This window comes from Peribacillus sp. YIM B13472 (assembly GCF_042788005.1).
Taxonomy (GTDB): Bacteria; Bacillota; Bacilli; order Bacillales; family DSM-1321; genus Peribacillus; species Peribacillus simplex_E.
The window spans coordinates 179869-196823 of the sequence record NZ_JBHZPG010000006.1; the positions used below are offsets into that span (position 1 = coordinate 179869).

At 41.6% G+C, this 16955-nt stretch carries 21 protein-coding genes; 5 read left to right on the forward strand and 16 right to left on the reverse strand.

The genetic code is table 11. The features are described 5' to 3' along the window. Positions 1 to 106: 106 nt before the first annotated feature. The 3 genes from ACFX4I_RS07375 to gpr all read right to left on the reverse strand — a co-directional run bounded on the left by ACFX4I_RS07375 (position 107) and on the right by gpr (position 2856). Positions 107 to 430, reverse strand: a complete 324-nt coding sequence (locus tag ACFX4I_RS07375) for a YqxA family protein (protein WP_230303983.1) — start codon at positions 428 to 430, stop codon at positions 107 to 109. A 21-nt stretch (positions 431 to 451) separates the two neighbouring features. Next, on the reverse strand, positions 452 to 1651 hold the full coding sequence (spoIIP, locus tag ACFX4I_RS07380) for a stage II sporulation protein P (protein ID WP_230303982.1): 1200 nt from the start codon (positions 1649 to 1651) through the stop codon (positions 452 to 454). An 86-nt stretch (positions 1652 to 1737) separates the two neighbouring features. Next, a complete protein-coding gene (gene gpr, locus ACFX4I_RS07385; protein WP_230303981.1) occupies positions 1738 to 2856 on the reverse strand; it encodes a GPR endopeptidase in 1119 nt (372 codons plus the stop codon). A 274-nt stretch (positions 2857 to 3130) separates the two neighbouring features. Here gpr and rpsT point away from each other — a divergent pair, with 274 nt between their 5' ends. Further along, entirely contained in the window at positions 3131 to 3397 is a 267-nt protein-coding gene (gene rpsT / locus ACFX4I_RS07390; protein WP_034308554.1) for a 30S ribosomal protein S20, read from the forward strand. An 88-nt stretch (positions 3398 to 3485) separates the two neighbouring features. On the opposite strand, the gene holA is transcribed toward rpsT, so the two are convergent. After that, positions 3486 to 4499: a DNA polymerase III subunit delta gene (gene holA / locus ACFX4I_RS07395; RefSeq protein WP_230303980.1), complete on the reverse strand. Its 1014-nt coding sequence runs from the start codon at positions 4497 to 4499 to the stop codon at positions 3486 to 3488. Positions 4500 to 4842: 343 nt separating this feature from the next. Between holA and ACFX4I_RS07400 the strand changes: the two genes are divergently transcribed. Then, positions 4843 to 4977: a YqzM family protein gene (locus tag ACFX4I_RS07400; RefSeq protein WP_034308559.1), complete on the forward strand. Its 135-nt coding sequence runs from the start codon at positions 4843 to 4845 to the stop codon at positions 4975 to 4977. Positions 4978 to 5053: 76 nt separating this feature from the next. On the opposite strand, the gene ACFX4I_RS07405 is transcribed toward ACFX4I_RS07400, so the two are convergent. From ACFX4I_RS07405 to ACFX4I_RS07415, 3 genes are all read right to left on the reverse strand, one after another. After that, on the reverse strand, positions 5054 to 7360 hold the full coding sequence (locus tag ACFX4I_RS07405; protein WP_377419841.1) for a DNA internalization-related competence protein ComEC/Rec2: 2307 nt from the start codon (positions 7358 to 7360) through the stop codon (positions 5054 to 5056). 18 nt (positions 7361 to 7378) lie between these two features. Then, complete coding sequence (locus tag ACFX4I_RS07410) at positions 7379 to 7939, reverse strand: ComE operon protein 2 (RefSeq protein WP_230303985.1); 561 nt, start codon at positions 7937 to 7939, stop codon at positions 7379 to 7381. A 78-nt stretch (positions 7940 to 8017) separates the two neighbouring features. Continuing rightward, a complete protein-coding gene (locus tag ACFX4I_RS07415; RefSeq protein ID WP_377419843.1) occupies positions 8018 to 8653 on the reverse strand; it encodes a helix-hairpin-helix domain-containing protein in 636 nt (211 codons plus the stop codon). 110 nt (positions 8654 to 8763) lie between these two features. Between ACFX4I_RS07415 and comER the strand changes: the two genes are divergently transcribed. Then, positions 8764 to 9594 carry a late competence protein ComER gene (gene comER, locus ACFX4I_RS07420; protein ID WP_290369731.1) on the forward strand — a complete coding sequence of 277 codons (831 nt, stop codon included), beginning with the start codon at positions 8764 to 8766 and terminating at the stop codon, positions 9592 to 9594. 106 nt (positions 9595 to 9700) lie between these two features. Here the strand turns inward: comER and ACFX4I_RS07425 are convergent, their stop codons facing one another. Genes ACFX4I_RS07425 through ACFX4I_RS07460 form a run of 8 tightly spaced genes read right to left on the reverse strand, consistent with a single transcriptional unit; the run spans position 9701 to position 14714 of the window. Beyond that, on the reverse strand, positions 9701 to 10444 hold the full coding sequence (locus ACFX4I_RS07425; RefSeq protein WP_283931941.1) for a class I SAM-dependent methyltransferase: 744 nt from the start codon (positions 10442 to 10444) through the stop codon (positions 9701 to 9703). Continuing rightward, positions 10441 to 10797, reverse strand: a complete 357-nt coding sequence (gene rsfS / locus ACFX4I_RS07430) for a ribosome silencing factor (protein ID WP_034308569.1) — start codon at positions 10795 to 10797, stop codon at positions 10441 to 10443. The genes ACFX4I_RS07425 and rsfS overlap by 4 nt, the downstream gene beginning before the upstream one ends. Next, complete coding sequence (gene yqeK / locus ACFX4I_RS07435) at positions 10797 to 11369, reverse strand: bis(5'-nucleosyl)-tetraphosphatase (symmetrical) YqeK (RefSeq protein ID WP_230303976.1); 573 nt, start codon at positions 11367 to 11369, stop codon at positions 10797 to 10799. The genes rsfS and yqeK overlap by 1 nt, the downstream gene beginning before the upstream one ends. After that, positions 11359 to 11928: a nicotinate-nucleotide adenylyltransferase gene (locus ACFX4I_RS07440; protein ID WP_309518717.1), complete on the reverse strand. Its 570-nt coding sequence runs from the start codon at positions 11926 to 11928 to the stop codon at positions 11359 to 11361. Before ACFX4I_RS07440 ends, yqeK begins: the two co-directional genes overlap by 11 nt. Before the next feature lie 11 nt (positions 11929 to 11939). Further along, entirely contained in the window at positions 11940 to 12230 is a 291-nt protein-coding gene (gene yhbY / locus ACFX4I_RS07445) for a ribosome assembly RNA-binding protein YhbY (protein WP_098369748.1), read from the reverse strand. Then, positions 12224 to 13066 carry a shikimate dehydrogenase gene (gene aroE / locus ACFX4I_RS07450; RefSeq protein ID WP_230303723.1) on the reverse strand — a complete coding sequence of 281 codons (843 nt, stop codon included), beginning with the start codon at positions 13064 to 13066 and terminating at the stop codon, positions 12224 to 12226. The genes yhbY and aroE overlap by 7 nt, the downstream gene beginning before the upstream one ends. Positions 13067 to 13086: 20 nt before the next feature. After that, positions 13087 to 14196, reverse strand: coding sequence for a ribosome biogenesis GTPase YqeH (yqeH, locus tag ACFX4I_RS07455; RefSeq protein ID WP_377419845.1), 1110 nt, complete (start codon positions 14194 to 14196; stop codon positions 13087 to 13089). After that, positions 14193 to 14714, reverse strand: a complete 522-nt coding sequence (locus ACFX4I_RS07460; RefSeq protein ID WP_192205677.1) for a YqeG family HAD IIIA-type phosphatase — start codon at positions 14712 to 14714, stop codon at positions 14193 to 14195. The genes yqeH and ACFX4I_RS07460 overlap by 4 nt, the downstream gene beginning before the upstream one ends. Before the next feature lie 465 nt (positions 14715 to 15179). Between ACFX4I_RS07460 and ACFX4I_RS07465 the strand changes: the two genes are divergently transcribed. After that, entirely contained in the window at positions 15180 to 15320 is a 141-nt protein-coding gene (locus tag ACFX4I_RS07465) for a sporulation histidine kinase inhibitor Sda (protein ID WP_034311351.1), read from the forward strand. Positions 15321 to 15372: 52 nt separating this feature from the next. On the opposite strand, the gene ACFX4I_RS07470 is transcribed toward ACFX4I_RS07465, so the two are convergent. Then, complete coding sequence (locus ACFX4I_RS07470; protein WP_309518716.1) at positions 15373 to 16158, reverse strand: phosphatidylserine decarboxylase; 786 nt, start codon at positions 16156 to 16158, stop codon at positions 15373 to 15375. A 136-nt stretch (positions 16159 to 16294) separates the two neighbouring features. On the opposite strand from ACFX4I_RS07470, the gene pssA reads away from it, so the two are divergent. Beyond that, positions 16295 to 16834 carry a CDP-diacylglycerol--serine O-phosphatidyltransferase gene (gene pssA, locus ACFX4I_RS07475; protein WP_230303720.1) on the forward strand — a complete coding sequence of 180 codons (540 nt, stop codon included), beginning with the start codon at positions 16295 to 16297 and terminating at the stop codon, positions 16832 to 16834. The last annotated feature ends 121 nt before the right edge of the window (positions 16835 to 16955 follow it).

Genomic DNA, 16955 nt, shown 5'->3' on the forward strand with positions numbered 1-16955 from the left:
CAGAATAGTTACAAAAGAAGCATCATTGCAGGGCAAAGGATAAAAAAAGGCTGCATTCCGGATTCGGATGCAACCTTTTGGCAGGGCACACTCAACTTATTCATACCTAGATCATATCAATCAGAGCTTGAAAGGCACCTGATATGGACTCTCCAAGCGTTTTGCCGATCGATGAAAAAAAGTTGAAGGCTTTCATTTCTTCAAGTTTTTCTTTTTTCGTCTCCAAATCATGACTTGTTACTTTTTCGCCAAGGATATCCGCTTCCAGCTCCCCTTGGTCCGATTGGTTAATAATGAATGCACTATTCAAAGAGGGATCTTCATACCCCTTCATTTTTTTCATCCCGTCGTTCGCTTGCTGCATCCCAATCAGAACACCTAAGAATAATACGAGCACGATCCCTGTACATTTCAACCAAAATCGAACCATGATAAGAGAACTCCTTTCAAATTACTTCGCTTCCGAATCCCCGGTTGGGTTATCCACTGCTTTGGCATCCCAGTAAAATTCACTGAAAACATCGGTAAAGGCATCAACGGTCAAGTACATTTCCTCGAACGTATTATCAACACCGCCAACTTCAATAAGCATGGCATTGCCTGATAAATCTTGATTATATATACCATTATGGCTAGATCCGCCCTGTTTCATAACCCCTCGTGAAATACCTGGGTATTTTTTCTCCAATGCTTTATGAAGCTTATTGGCAAGCGCCGCATTTTTTTCAAAGTTCGGGTTATTACCCCCGATCACGAAGGCGATTTTGGCATACTCGTTACCTTTGATCGTAATTGTCGTATCTTTTTTCCGCTTTGAATCGCGGTGAATATCGATCAGATATTCTAAATCTTTATTATTGGCCAATGCCGTCTGAACAGACCTTCGGGATTCTTGATAGGATTTGGTAAAATTCAAGCCTTTATTATTCAGGTTTCCCATGATATCCGTTTTATCGAGCGAGGAGCCAATCCCCTTATCAGCCAAATCTTCAACCATCCGTTCACCGAGTTTCGTAATATTGATTTTAGAATGGTAGGCCAGGTCCGGATTGGTCACTCCTTTTAAATATGGAAGATATGACTCCCGATTATGGCTATGGTAAATCTCGACCACTTTCCGTCCATTGGTCGTTTGTTTCGGCTGATTGGCCGCTCCTTTTTCCGGTTCTTCAATCTCATCGAGGTTTTGCAGGGATGCATCCCTTTCTTCATTCAGGACGTCTACTGGCGGCGAGGATTCATATGGCATATTCGTATAATTCGTGCCTTCCCCAGCAACAAGGATCTCATTATCAAAAATCGAAAAGCCAGGTAGTTCCCTGCCAAGTAAACTTCGCGGGTCCTCGAGTGAAATGTTTGTCGAGACTTTTATCAATTGATTCGTGATCACTGATTCCTGCTTACCTTCCGGCAGGGCATTAAAAAGATAATGGTTTTCATTGGCCAGCATCGAGAACAGCATTTTTCCCGAGAATTGGTTGGCTACAGTATGTACGGAATTAGAAGATATCCGATACTCCGGTCTTAGGGAGGTCATGACCCCACTGACTGAAAAAACAAAAAGAAGCAAGGCGAGAATACCTAGAAAAGTTTTTATTATTGTTGATCCGTGAACGGCTGTTATGATTCCTGGGGAATTTCTTCTTTTCATCTTTCCACCCTCTCTATAGCTTGTCTATTAATACCTATGACTTTGCTAGAAAGGGTAGAACACCATTTTTGGGCACTGAAAGTGATTTAACGGGTGTAGTAGCCGGTATTATCCTGATTTATGGAATGATGCAAGGCTGCATTTAAACCATTGGCTATCAAATTGGCCATATCCTCAATGAAAACATCGACTTCTTTCGGTGTAACCATTAAATTTTGACCAAGCGGTGACAGCACCTCATAAATCAATTTCCGTTTCTCTTCATCAGGGAGGACACCTATCATTCCCAAGAAGGTTTGGCGCTCCTTTTCACCTGGCATATCCTCTTCGGTCAGCTTCGTGCGCTTCCCAAAACTGAATCCAGCAGGTGCCAACGATCGTGATGGTCTGTCCCCTTCATTCAGTTCCTTGCCAAAGTGCTTCAAAATATAATCTATCGTATCGCTTGTAATTGATACGGCATCCACGACGGTAGGTATTCCAATTGCTATAACAGGAACTCCCAGTGTATCCTGGCTCAATTCTTTTCGTTTATTTCCAACACCAGACCCTGGATGGATGCCTGTATCCGTAATTTGAATCGTGGAATTTACCCGTTCGATCGAGCGGGCAGCCAATGCGTCAACGACGATCAGGAAATCAGGATTACTTTTTTCGATGACTCCTTTAATGATGTCACTCGTCTCGATTCCCGTAATCCCCATCACCCCTGGGGAAATCGCACTGACCGGCCGATAGCCTTCCTTGACGGACTCCGGCTGCAATTCAAACAAATGTCTTGTGACTACAAGGTTCTCAACGACTGCTGGTCCCAGAGCATCGGGAGTAACATTCCAATTACCAAGACCGACAACCAAACAACTGCTTTCTTTAGTGATTTTATTCCGTTTCAAGAAGTAAGCCAGTTCGTTGGCGAACACCTTTTCCACCCGTTGCTGCGTTTCCGTATCCTGCTGGCGGATGCCCTGCACTTCGATGGTCAAATAACTGCCCTGTTTCTTACCGATTTCTTTTTCACCCTCAGCCGTGACCTCGACCAAGGATACCTTCAGATCATCCACTTCTTTTTCCTTAATAATGACCCCTTCGATACGGGATACATCAACTTCCTCTACAACACCTTTATGTTCAAGGGCAATTTCCTTTGCTTCTATCGCCAAATCTGTACGAATTCCGTATTCACTAAGGTCCAAATTATTTTCCATAACGGCCTCCTGATGTTTGAATTGTATCTAATCTAGTATTTTCAATAGTCTCTCTTAAACATTCTGTCATTTTTGCTTTTTTATTATTCATTTTTTTGGTACAATGAGTGATGACGAGATGAATTTATTCCCGAAATTATAATTCCTTTTCGATTCTCAATCTGAAGTATTGCATATTTATGAGCATTCTGATAGAATATCACTTGTGCTATTTGATATGGATTTGAAAAGTCGAGTTCATATAATCTCGATTTCTTTGTAGGAGGTGAACGGAATGCCAAACATTAAATCTGCTATTAAACGTGTAAAAATTAACGACAAAAAACGCGTTCATAACATTACTGTTAGATCAACTATGCGTACTACAGTGAAAAACGCTGAAGTTGCATTAGCTGGTGAAAACGTTGAAGCTGCTAAAGAAGCTCTTTTAACAGCTGCTGTGAAATTAGACAAAGCTGCATCTAAAGGATTAATCCATAAAAATGCGGCAGCCCGTAAAAAATCTCGTTTAGCGAAAAGACTTAACGCTCTTAACGCATAATGACAAAAAATAAACGATCCAATCGGATCGTTTTTTTTGTGCCGTTTTTTGCATAAAAAAGGTGACAGGATATCTGTCACCTTTTTTATCATCTAATTTTCAAAAGCAGCAGCTCAAGCGTGATTGCCTTATCTGCTTGGCCGGTCTTCATTTTATAATCCGCTTCCGCTAAGTCGTTCATGATGCTCAACAGCTCGCGTTCCTGGAATTTCCCCGTCTTTTCAAGTGCCAGCTTTACCCTGTATGGGTGCACCTTCAGTTGACCCGCAATTTTTTGCTGGCTATAGCCCTGACGGGAAAGCTCCTTCACTTGGTACATGAGCCTGACCTGACCTGCAATGACACTCAAGATCTTGATGGGCTCTTCATTCTGCCTGAGAAGATCGTGCAGTATCGTCATGGCACTCTCCATCTTTCGCTGTAACACATGATCAACAAGCGTGAAGATATTCTGTTCAAGGGATTTAGCGACCAGCTTTTCCACTATCTCGACCGTAATGTGTTTCTCAGCTTCCGCATAAAGCACCATTTTATCCAGCTCATTCGTCAGCATCATCAGATTCGTTCCTGCAAGTTCAAGTAAAAGCTCTGTTGCCTGCTCATCTATTTGGACTGAAGAAGCTTCGACCCTCTCCTTCACCCACCCCTTTAACTCATGATCACCAAGCTTCTTCGCTTCAACGAGAACCGCTTTACGCTTCAGTTCCTTGGTGATTTTTTTCCGTTCATCCAGTTTCTCATAAGGTGCGGTCAATACGACAATAGAATAAGGGACCGGGTCAGCCAAATACGCTTCCAGTCTTTTCACATTATGCTCAACTCTTGACTTCGTTTTTTCAGCTGTCAAAAAAAATGGGTTTTGCATGAAAACAAGGCGCCTTTCCCCGATAAACGGGAGGGTTTCGACATCTTCAAGCGCAGTTTCAACAGGCGTCTCTTCTAAATCAAATTGAGCAAAGTTAAAATCCATCTCATCTTCGTGAAGGACATTTTCGATCAATAGCTGCTTCGTTTCATTAATTAGATAGGCTTCTGTCCCATATAACAAGTATATTGGCGCGAATTGCCCTTTTTTTATACTTTTCCAAACGTCTAATACCAATAGAATCCGCCTCTTTACTATGTATTCTTCTCTAATGGTATAGGTGGATGGACCATTTGACAAGCTATAAAGGGAACTAGCCCATAAAAAGGGCTAGTTCCGGATCTATATGAACACTTTCAAGAAAGGCCCGGGTTATCTCCCTTGAAAGCGGGTAAAGTATTCATGTAGAACAAAAAATGAGCTTTTCTTTTTCGCTTACTTTGTTTGTACTTTTATTTTGACCTCAAAATCCCAAACTATTTGTGACAACTCTTGTCAGTAAAGGAAATGAAGGAATGAAGCCTGTAGATTTTTTTTTGGTAATGTTTTATACTATTAGCAGAAATAGGAGGGGTAAATAATGAACGAATTCGAAAAGAATGTTCAGTCAAAAACAGATGACGTCGCTGATTCCGCTATAGGATTCATCGGTTCTTTTGTATTTTTCGCTGCCATGTTCACCATAGCTGTCGTCATTAAAGCTGTCGGATCCTGATTTCTTTAACTACATGCACTTATTTTTCCTGATGGAGGCTGCCGCTGCAGTCTCTTTCTTTTTGATTTTCTACATACTATGGGAGTGTCTTCCGAAAGGTTCCACTGCTTTTGTAATACTTGTAAATAATAGAACCATCCTCGTCCGTCCTGAACACCTTTATGCCATTTCTCTCCAGATTCCCAATTACGTCTCCATGAGGGTGACCGTAGCCATTATCTTTTCCAACTGAAATTAGCGCCGCTTTCGGCTGCAGCTGTTCAAGGAAGGCCGCGGAAGAAGAAGTTTTACTGCCATGGTGTCCAACCTTCAAGATATCCGCCTGCAACTGCGGAAATGTGCTCAATAGTTCCTTTTCCCCTTCTTCTCCCATATCACCGGTTAATAACCATGACAATCCCCCAAGCTCCGTGAATAGAACTATGGATGAATCATTCTTATTTTCTTCTTTCTCAAATGGACTTAGCACAGCAAACGGCGCTCCGCCCGCCACCCAATTGTCCCCCCTTCTCAGGACAGTCATTTTCATTTTTTTATCTCTTGCCGTGGATACAAAATCCATATCCCTATATTGCTCTTCACTCCAGCCTCCAATGATGATCTCCCCAACTTTAAAATTTTCAATCAGTTCATTTGCACTTCCCATATGATCTGCATCCGGATGGGTTAAAATGAGTTTATCCAATTGGTGGATTCCCTTACTTTTCAATAATGGAATAATGATATCATCTGCGGTATTGAACTTCTTTCGCTTTTTTGCCCACGTGTCGATTGGAAATGTAATTTGTCCACCCGTATCAATCAAATAATTGCCGCGATTGAACGGCAGGATAATTAAAATGGAGTCACCTTGTCCAACGTCGATGATCTGCACTTCACCAAAAGGAGAAAACCTTTGTAAATTATATTGAAAAAGCAAAAGGACAATAATTATTCCGCACCAGATTTTACTTTTTTCAAAAGATACATCCCATGTCAGGTATAACCCTAAAAGGGAAATAACAAGTAATGCCATTATGATGAAAGGTGGTTTTCCAAACGGAATGGAAGCCAGCGGCAAATCCGATGCTGCATCCGCGGCTTTATTGCAGAGTACGAATGTGAAATTCAATAATGATAGGAGGGGTTGCCCCAAGGGAGGCAGCAATAAATGAATAAGGAGGGAAATCAGTGAAAGTGGCAGCAATATGATGGAATAAAGCGGAACATACAATACGTTTAGAAACACGCCAAGAAAGGATACTTCAAAAAAGTGGAAAAGCAAAATCGGAAGGGCTGCCAATTGGCAGATGGAACTGATGATGAATAGCTGCGTTGTTTTCTTAGGATATTGTAAGAATATGCTTGAAGACATGATAATGGAGAAAGTGACTGCGAATGAAAGCTGAAAACCTATATCATAGATCATATTAGGCCGAAAAAACAATAATGCCATATAGGTCGATCCGATAGCGGCACCCGCCGAGATCCGCTTCTTGAATAGCAGGATTAGAAAGAAAAGCATAGCCATTAAACAGGATCTCACCACAGATGGACTGGCACCTGAAAGTAACATGTAAACCGGAAGGAAGATTAAGATGGCCACCATCATTCTTTCCCGTGTAATCCCAACCCTGATGCCGAAGTAAAATAACATCCCCGTTAAAAAACTGACATGGAGACCGGAAATCGCCAGTAAATGAACCAGACCCAACCGCTGGTAATTAGTAAGGTCGCCTTCATCTATATATGTCTGGTCGCCGAATATGAGAGCTGTGACAAAACCACTCGATTCTTCCTGAAAGTGTTCCCTAATATACGTGATTCCCTTCAGGCGCAAATTACGAATCGAAACTGGAATCGAGTTTCCAGCCTTTTTGCATTCTTCAAATGAAATGGAATCCGCTTTGAATATCCAATGGATGCCTTGGCGGAAAAGATAACGCTGGTAATCGAAACTGTTTTCATTCCTGTTTTTGTCGGGAATTTGCAATGTCCCTCCAGCCGGACATGATAAACCGATTCGCAGAAACCGACTCAGCTTTTCCTGTTCCAATTCGGTTGTGATTTTATAACGAAGCACTAGCCGTTCACCTTTCTCACCGCGCACGAATCCTTTTAACGAATTTCCATCTATATTCGGTTGGTCGGTAAATGTGATGATAAATCGGCTTTCCGTTCCATGATAGGCCGTTTTGTTTCGGTGATCGGAGAAGGAGGCGGCCCCTATAAATATCCCCATGATCACCAAATGAAAACTAAGGGCCTTCACGCTTAACCCCAACGAAAAATAAAGGAAACAGAGAAAAATAAGGATAATGATCAGCAGCCTTACATTAAAAAAAGAATGGGCCGTAACACCAAATGTAGCCGAAACGGCTAGTAAGATAAGATGTCTAGCCATGCCTGCCCCCCGTCCTATTTAATTTTCAAATATTTGATTGGCCTGCTTTTCCAACTCCAATAAATCTTCTTTTCCCAGGTCTGATCGTTCAAGTTGAGCCAGCAATGAGAATACAAAGTCCTTTTTTTGTTTTCCATTAACATCGATGGCCCCTTTTGCTTCAACCTTCTCGGTCTTGACACCAGCCTGTTTGAATAATTCCTGGGCATATGGATGGTTTTTGTAATCCTCTGCATAATAAACAGCCTTTATGCCAGCTTGGATGAGTGATTTACAGCACTGAAGACACGGAAAATGCGTCACATATATTTCTGCCCCATCAGTAGGTACCCCAAATTTCGCACATTGTAAAAGGGCATTCATTTCTGCATGTATCGTTCTGACACAATGATTATCAATTACATAACAGCCGTCATCAATACAATGCGTCCCCCCCGCTATGGACCCATTATATCCCCCCGCAATGATTCGGTTGTCCCTGACGATGGTCGCCCCTACAGTGAGGCGTGTACATGTGCTTCTTAAAGCTAATAAATGGCTCTGCGCCATGAAATATTGATCCCAACTAATTCTGTTCATGTTCAATCCCCTTACCACTAGAATGATTTTCTTCAATTTTACCCTCTTCCTGTCCATTTGTGTAGCATATTCAATCATTCATTTCACCGAAATGGATTCCCGTAACCTTTCAAACGTTTTATCGCCGATTCCCGTTACCTTCTTCAAATCATCGACCTCCTTGAATTTGCCTACCGTTTCCCTGTATTCCAGGATCGCATTCGCTTTTGATGGTCCAATTCCCGTCAAGGTTTCCAAATCTTCCTGTGTAGCTGTATTCAAGTTCACCAGTCCTCCTGATGTCCTCCCAGAGACGGCATCACCAGACGACCCGACTTGTATATTCTCCAACTTCCCCTCGTCTTCTTCACCTATTTCCGGAACATAAATGACCATTTGGTCTTCGACGATTTGGGCAAAATTCACTTTATCCTTATCAGCCTTGTCCGTAAAACTGCCCGCAGCCGAAATCAAATCGATTACCCGGTCACCTGCCTGTGCAGTGAATATGCCTGGGGACTTGACCGCTCCTTTAACGTCCACTTTAATGATTTCAGGTTCGGAAGGCGTTTCATCTTCACTTTGTTTAATTTCAGCTTCTTTAGCAGGAATGGAAAATATATCTTCCGTATCAGCCTGATCCCCCCCTTGTTGCAAAAAAAAGTAAATACCCGCTGCCACAAAAGCCACAGCAACGGTTATCATCATCAATTTCCTTTTAAAAATCCCTTCCATTTCTTTACCTCCTTGTTGGATTTCGCACGATACATTGTCATAGGACAGATTAAAAATACATAGTGTTTTTAGGAGAATCAATCGCTTTAAGTGAGAGGAGTTGATCGGAATTGAAGAAAATCGGTGTTATCGGAACCGGAAATATGGGTACCATTTTAATCGAGGCATGGCTGGAGGCAAAAATATTGAATCCGGCAGATCTAATCATTACAAATCGCACGCTTTCCAAAGCATTGGTGCTGAAAGAAAAACACCCTGGTATCAAGGTTGCGGAAAGCGCAGCCGAAATCGTCCAACAAGCGGACTTTATCTTTCTATGTGTAAAGCCATTGCAAATTAACAGCCTATTACAGGGCATCAAACATCATATAAAAAGGGATCAGCTGGTTATTTCCATCACAAGCCCTCTTTCAGTCTCCCAGCTTGAATCCGCCGTGAATGCCCCTTGTGCCCGTTTTATCCCGAGCATAACGAACCGTGTGGGTTCAGGGGTATCGTTACTGAGTTTCAGCAAGAGTTGCAGTAAGGAGAAAGTGTCAGCTTTATTTGATTTGGCCTCTGCCATATCGGCACCGGTCATCATTGAAAATGATATCACCCGGGTAGCTTCCGATATCGTCAGCTGCGGTCCTGCCTTTTTCAGCTATTTAGCACAAGCTTTTATTGACGCGGCTTGCCAAACGACGAAGATAGATAAAGAAACGGCTACGACTTTGACTGAGAATATGCTGGTTGGCTTAGGGGATCTGCTCGGTAAAGGGGTTTATACATTGCCGACCTTACAGGAAAAGGTTTGTGTAAAGGGTGGAATAACAGGTGAGGGGATCAAGGTTTTAGAAGCTGAAACCGGGGAAATGTTCCATCATCTTTTTCAAGCGACACATGAAAAGTTTGCTGAGGATCTTCACGAAGTTGAAAAGCAGTTCGGCCATCCTTATTAATATTCGCATTCAATATCTTTAACTCCTTCTAAAAGTATAAAAAAAGAAGAGGTCAGACCTCCGCTCGTACAGTAAGATGTACGAACCGGGGCTCTTGACCTCTTTATCATTTACTGGCTACAAATAAGATTCTTTCGGTTTCCGCTTCAAGCGGTGCGTCTTCAAGATCCGCCAAAACTTCAGAAACCGTAAAACCTGCTTGCTCCAGCCACTTTTTATATTGTTCAACCGGATAGGTCCGTTGATAATGCAACTCATCAAATCGGTCATACAGACCGCTTTCATCGTCCCTTACGAAAAAACTTAAATCATGTTCCACACTGTAAGGTTCTTCACCTGGGAAGCAGTCCCATATATAGGATACTTCTTCTCCATTGACAGCAAACGTATTATCACGAAAGATTTCTTCCATTTTATAAATGGAATGGACATCAAATAAAAATAATCCGCCATCCTTCAAATGCTCATGAACCCGGCTGAACGTCTTGATTATATCCTCCTCATCGCGAAGGTAGTTCAGCGAATCACAAAAAATCGTGACACAATCAAATTGGCCAAGTCCCTCGAGTTCTGCCATATTCTGCTGGAAAAGCGGGATCGATAATCCAAGCTTAACCGCTTTTTCATTAGCAACAAGAAGCATTTCATCAGATAAATCCACACCGGTGACTTCGAATCCGTGTTGCGCCAATTCAACGGTCATTTCCCCGGTTCCACACGCTAAATCCAGGACTTTCCTTCCGCCAATTCCATACTGTTCCAGCTTCGCCGTAAGGATCATCAGCCATTTTTCATAAGGTGCGTCCTTCATCAATTCATCGTATACATAGGCAAAGCGTTCGTAGGTCATGAAGTCAGTTCACTCTCTAGATCTTCAAAAGGTGCATCTCCCCATAAACGTTCGAGGTTATAGTAGTTTCTTTCATCTTTATGGAAAATGTGGGCCACTACATCGCCAAGATCCACAAGCACCCATTTCGCCTCGTCAAAACCTTCAAGACGTTTTACATTGATTCCTGATTCATCAGCTTTGCTCTTCATTTCACGAGCTATTGCTTGTACTTGTTTTTCAGAATTACCGTGGCAGATCAAAAAGTAATCCGCTACAAGGGAAATACCTTGCATGTTCAATGCCACGATATCCTCCGCTCTTTTATCATCCGCCGCTTTTGCTGCAATTACAAGAAGTTCACGTTCAGTCATTACATCTTCTCCTTCAAATTCATGATCAAATCATTATATGTCTTAAATGTATCAGGGTAAATTGCCTGATTTCTTTTCATTAAAAAAACAACTGTATTCCTTAAAGCCTGTATGACAGCATGATCCAAATTTTGCTTTGCTGTCTGCCTGACTTCGTCGACACCGGGAAAAGAACGTCCCGGCTCAATATAGTCAGCAAGGTATACGACTTTATCCAATAGGCTCATGCCAACCCTGCCAGACGTGTGATAGGCAATCGCATCCAAGATTTCAGCGTCCTGAATGCCAGCTTCCTTTTTCACCAGATAAGCCCCGACAGGAGCGTGCCACAGCTCCATATTGTATTCAAGTAACGCCGGGTCCATTTTTTCAGCGATTATTATTTGCTCCATTTCCTCTTTTGGACGAAATTTTGCATAATCATGGAAAATGGCAGCCAGTTCCGCTTTTTTGACGTCGGCACCATACCGTTTTGCAAGTTCAATCGCAGACTCGACCACACCCAAGGTATGAATGTACCTGCGCTCTGTGATTTGTTCTTTGACAAGTGCTAATGCTTTCTCACGATTCATATAAACCATTCCCTTTAATATACTTCACCACTGGATCTGCTATTAAATATTTCACGGTTTTCCCCGTTCTTAACTTCCTTCGTATCATGGAAGACGAAATGAACATCTGGGGGACTTTCACCATCGTGATTGGGTATACGGTCTTTTCGTTATATCCAGGGCGCTTCACCCCGACGAAATTGACCATATGCACCAGCTCGTCGATACGGTGCCAATTTGGTAAGTACTCAATCATATCTGCGCCAATTATGAAATAGAACTCATTGGTTGGCTCAAGTTCTTTCAGCAATTTTATTGTGTCATACGTATAAGATGTGCCTTTTCTTTCTATTTCAATACCCTCAATATAAAAAGATGAGTTTCCGGCTATCGCGTTTTCCAACATGGCCAGCCTGTCCATATCGGTTACTTCCTCCGATTTTTCCTTATGTGGAGGAACGTGATTCGGCATGAACCTGATTTCATCTAGCTCAAGGGCATCCAGCACTTCATTCGCTATAATTAAATGCCCGATATGCGGAGGATTGAATGTACCGCCAAGAATTCCAATTTTTTTCATAGATAGGTCCCTTAAGGTAATTTAAGTTGTTTGTTTTCTTTTGATTCTTTATACAGCACAATTGTGTTGCCGATAATCTGAACCAATTCCGCCCGTGCACCTTTTGATAAAGAAAGTCCAACATCATTGCGGTCTTCTTCACAGTTTTGCAGGATGCTGACCTTGATTAATTCACGTACTTCAAGCGCCTCACCAATTTGCTTGATGAGATTATCATTGACGCCGCCTTTACCAACTTGAAAAATTGGATTGAGGTGATGGGCCTTTGATCGTAAAAATCTTTTCTGTTTTCCTGTTAACATGTGTTACCTCCTAGTTTGTTCAAGACAATATCTGTCATTCTTGCTGTATCCGGCATAATGCCTGTCCATATCTCAAATGCGAGCGCGGCCTGGTTGATGAACATCCCCAAACCATTTTGCGTTTCCGCCCCTTTTTCCCCCGCTTCACGCAGCAGTTTGGTTTGCAGAGGGTTATAGATGATATCACTGACAATTGCACCGGTTTTAAGCTGGTCGACCTTTAACGGTGAATGATCCAATTCCGGGCTCATTCCAGAAGAAGTCGTTTGGATGATTAAATCATATTGTGATAAGCTTTCTTCCGCTTCGATAATCGAGAGTGCCTTCGATACTTTATCATATGGGCAATCAGAAACAAGCTGGGCCGCTCTTTCCTTTGTCCGGTTTGCAATATCAACTTGCTTTACCCCTTCTTTTACGAGGGTAAAATAAATCGCACGCGCAGCACCGCCCGCTCCGATCACTAACGTTTTTTTAGCCTTGATGTCACCTGATATTTCATCGCATAAAGATTTAAAAAATCCTTTTCCGTCTGTATTATACCCTATAAACCGACCATTTTTGTTAACAACCGTATTTACAGCACCGATTGCAAGGGCCAGTTCATCCACTTCATCAAGGAAAGGGATGATCGAAGTCTTATGAGGAATCGTGATGTTAAACCCTTCTATACCAAGGGCTTTCATGCCTTTAACGGCATCGATCAAACCTTCTTTCGTCACATGGAAATGATGATAAACCGCTTCTATATTTTCTTTTTCAAATGCATCATTATGAATGTCCGGTGACATCGAATGTGCAATTGGATCTCCCATTACCCCATATATCTTTTTCATAGACTAGACGACCCCTATATTTAGATTAATGATTTGCGAACGATCACATTGACGCCCTTTGGAACATGTGCAACGATTTTCGCTCCTGGCTCATTGACCGTCACCCAACCAAGACCAGAAAACACAATATCCATTTTACCATCTTTCAAGGAAAATTCATGTGGAATCAGCTTCGGAAACTCCTCGATTTGTTCAGGCCGTGGGGGTGTCAGTAATTCGCCGGCATGGTTTTTATACAATTCATCGGCCTTTTCCAGTTTCGTACGGTGTATATTCAATTCATTCGAAAGGTAGCAAGTCAATGAACGCCTTCCGCCTGAGACATAGTCCAACCGGGCCAACCCTCCGAAAAATAGCGTCTGCGCTTCGTTCAGCTGGTACACTCTTGGCTTGATTTCCTTTTTCGGCATAATCACCTTGAAGTCCCGTTTATCCACATAGTGAGCCATTTGATGATGATTAATGATTCCTGGTGTATCGATCAATGCCTGTCCATCTTCCAAAGGAATTTCGATCATATCCAAGGTAGTCCCAGGGAAATGGGAAGTCGTGATGATATCACTTTCACCGCTCACTTCTTTTATAAGACGGTTGATGAAAGTCGATTTCCCTACATTCGTACAGCCCACCACATAGACATCTTTACCTCTGCGATACCGCTCAATCGCATCAGCCGCTTCAAGTATGTGCTTTCCCTTTTCCGCACTGACAAGCAGGACATCAACCGGGTTAAGACCCAATTCCTTGGACGATTGCTTCATCCAATTGATCAACTTGTTCGGTTTTACGGATTTAGGCAATAAATCAACCTTATTTCCAATCAGAAGAACATCATTTCTTCCTACAAATCGATGCAGGCCAGGCAGCCAGCTTCCATTGAAATCAAAAATATCGACGATTTTGACGATTAAAGAGTCGGTTTCGCCTACTTTATTCAAGATTTTCAGGAAGTCATCGTCTGTTAAGGAAACGTCCTGAACTTCGTTATAATGTTTCAATTTAAAGCAGCGCTGACAAACGATGGTCTCCTTTTCCAGAGCTGATTTAGGGGCAAAGCCCAATTCCTTCGGATCTTCAGTCTGGACCTTCACACCGCAGCCGATGCACACTAATTCTTGATGATTGTTCAATTGTGATCCTCCCATTCTATCATTCCTTTTCGTTTAAAAAACGCCATGATCTTTCTTTCAAAATAACGATTAATCCTTGTTCTGAATTCGTCGGTTTGTGCTACAGGGAGCACTAAGATCGTATGAAACCCGCCTCTGTTCCCTCCCAATACATCCGTCAATAACTGATCGCCGATTACCACCGTTTCTTCCAATTTCAGTCCCATTGTCTTACGGGCTTTATGGAAAGCTCTTGCCATCGGTTTTCTGGCCTGGAAGATAAACGGAATGTGAAGCGGATCGGAAAAAGCCCGAACCCGATTTTCATTATTATTGGACACAATCGTCACTAAAATCCCATGATCCCGCATATTGTCGAACCATTTGATTAAATCGGGGGTGGCTGTTGGCCTGTCCCATTCAACGAGAGTATTATCCAAATCGGTAATGACTCCCTTAATCCCTCTTTTTTTCAATTCTTGAGGATCTATATTAAAAATGCTTTTAACATGTTCACTCGGCAAAAATAATTTAAGCATATTGACACCTCTATATTTTCGTTAAAATTTACCGTCTCCATCATATCGAATTTTCAGCACACTTTCAAAAAAAATTAGGAAAGAAAGGCTGACGGTAAAGAAACATCATAATGTATGTTTTATGATATGGAAAGGCATTTTTCATTAAATAACGGGAAATTTGCAGGATGACCAGAACAAAAGAACTATTTATTCATAAAAGATTTCGACAAAAATTTCATTTATTCAAACTGTGGATAACTTTACTAACATTTTCCATACTGATGTGCACCATTTCGCTCACCTTGTAAACAACTTAACCACAAGTTATCCACTTTCAACTGTGGATAACAGAACGATTGTTCTCCACGTTTATTTCTGATACAGTAGGGGTACATCAAGGATGACTTATCAATATATGCAAGGAAACACCAAAATATTCCTCGCAATCCCTAATGGAGGTGAGCAGCCGCAAATGGCGTTCTGATGCAAAAACTATCTGATGACCTGTTGCTTGAATCCTATTTTAAAGCACAGAATTTAAAGTTGAGTACCGATTTCATCCGCCTCATAGAAACGGAAATTCATCGAAGATCCCTAACACATAAAATCCGATCAATATTTTAATATGAAATACATAGGCTGACATCAAATGTCAGCCTCTTATTTTCATTTGAAGTTAGACGGCTCTCATGAATCCGATTTTTTCACCCACACGGACATCTGCGGGAATGGATATGTTTCCTTCAAGTTCAAAACTTCCTTTTTCAAAAAGAAGCACCACTGTGGACCCAAAGCTGAAATAAGAAAATTCCTGTCCTTTTTCCAATTCATCCGATTCATCAGTAATGACGATCGAATTTATGAACATGGCCCCGACTTTCACCATTGCCAGACTTCCCGCTTCATTTTGAAGTTCAGTTATTGTCCGGTAATTTTTTGATAAAGGCTCTTTTCCATATTTCATCCCCCATTTATTAACGGGGTACGATTTCCTTCCAAGGGTCCAACGTTTGACCACGGAACCCTTGATTGGTGCATGGATCCTATGGTAATGACTCGGGCTTAAGTATAACACGAGATATTTGCCCCCTAAGTACTTTTCCAAAAAAAGCTCATCCCCAAGCATTTCCTCCATTGAATATACCTTTCCCTTAACGACGATATTTTTATCAGCGCGTATCTCCCCCGAATCCTCAAGAACACCGTCCACAGGACAAGCTACCGCAGAAGGAACTGCCGTAATTGGCCTGGCATCCGCCTTTAACTGCCTGGTAAATAGCTCATGCAGGTTAGTATAAGCTTTTACCTCCTTACCAAATTCCTGTTGATTAAGTTTGAATGTTTTTACATAAAGTAAAATTAAGGGCCTGCTCCAACGAGATTGGCTAAAATGCTTTAATAAACCTGATGAATACTGACCATTCGTCAGTTCAATAAGAATGCGATACAAAGACTGAAACAAATAAAACCACTCCAAATTGTAAAATTATTCTAAAAATCTCTTGCATAAATTGTGTTAAATAAAATATTATTATATAATAAATACTTATGTTTACTATATTTTGTTTTAATTTGTTTCATTTGAAAGGAGTGAAAAGATGTTTTTATTACACGCCCTAGATCAAACCATTAAAAAAGTGAAAGCACAAACAGCAAATATACTTACTTTAATTAATTTATCCCTTGGTGGATTTGCGATAATTGCCGTAATGCACGGCCAATTGAATTTAAGCCTGCTATTAATCTTCCTGGCTGCCCTTGCAGATCGCTTTGACGGTATGGTTGCACGGAAATTCAACATTGAATCGGAATTGGGTAAGCAACTTGATTCGATGTGTGACATCATATCCTTTGGCGTCGCACCAGCTCTATTATTATACCAAGGAATATTAATAGAATTCGGAGCACCTGGCACACTATTCACGGTTTTCTATATTGGCTGCGGCGCATTTCGTCTCGCTCGCTTCAATGTAAGTGAAAGCAATGGATATTTTACAGGAGTGCCAATTACGGTTGCGGGCTGCATCGCTACTTTAAGTTATCTAGCCGTCCCGTATTTCCATCCGGTCTTTTTCTTATCCCTCATGATTATATTATCATTACTTATGGTCAGTCCATTTAAACTGAAGAAAGTTTAAATAAGAAAAGCGGATGTCCTATACCGGACATCCGCTTCAGACTATAGACAAACTCGATGAAAATCGAGTTTGTCTATTTTTATGGCTTGTACAATTTGGACGTTGATTTCCACTCCAGGCA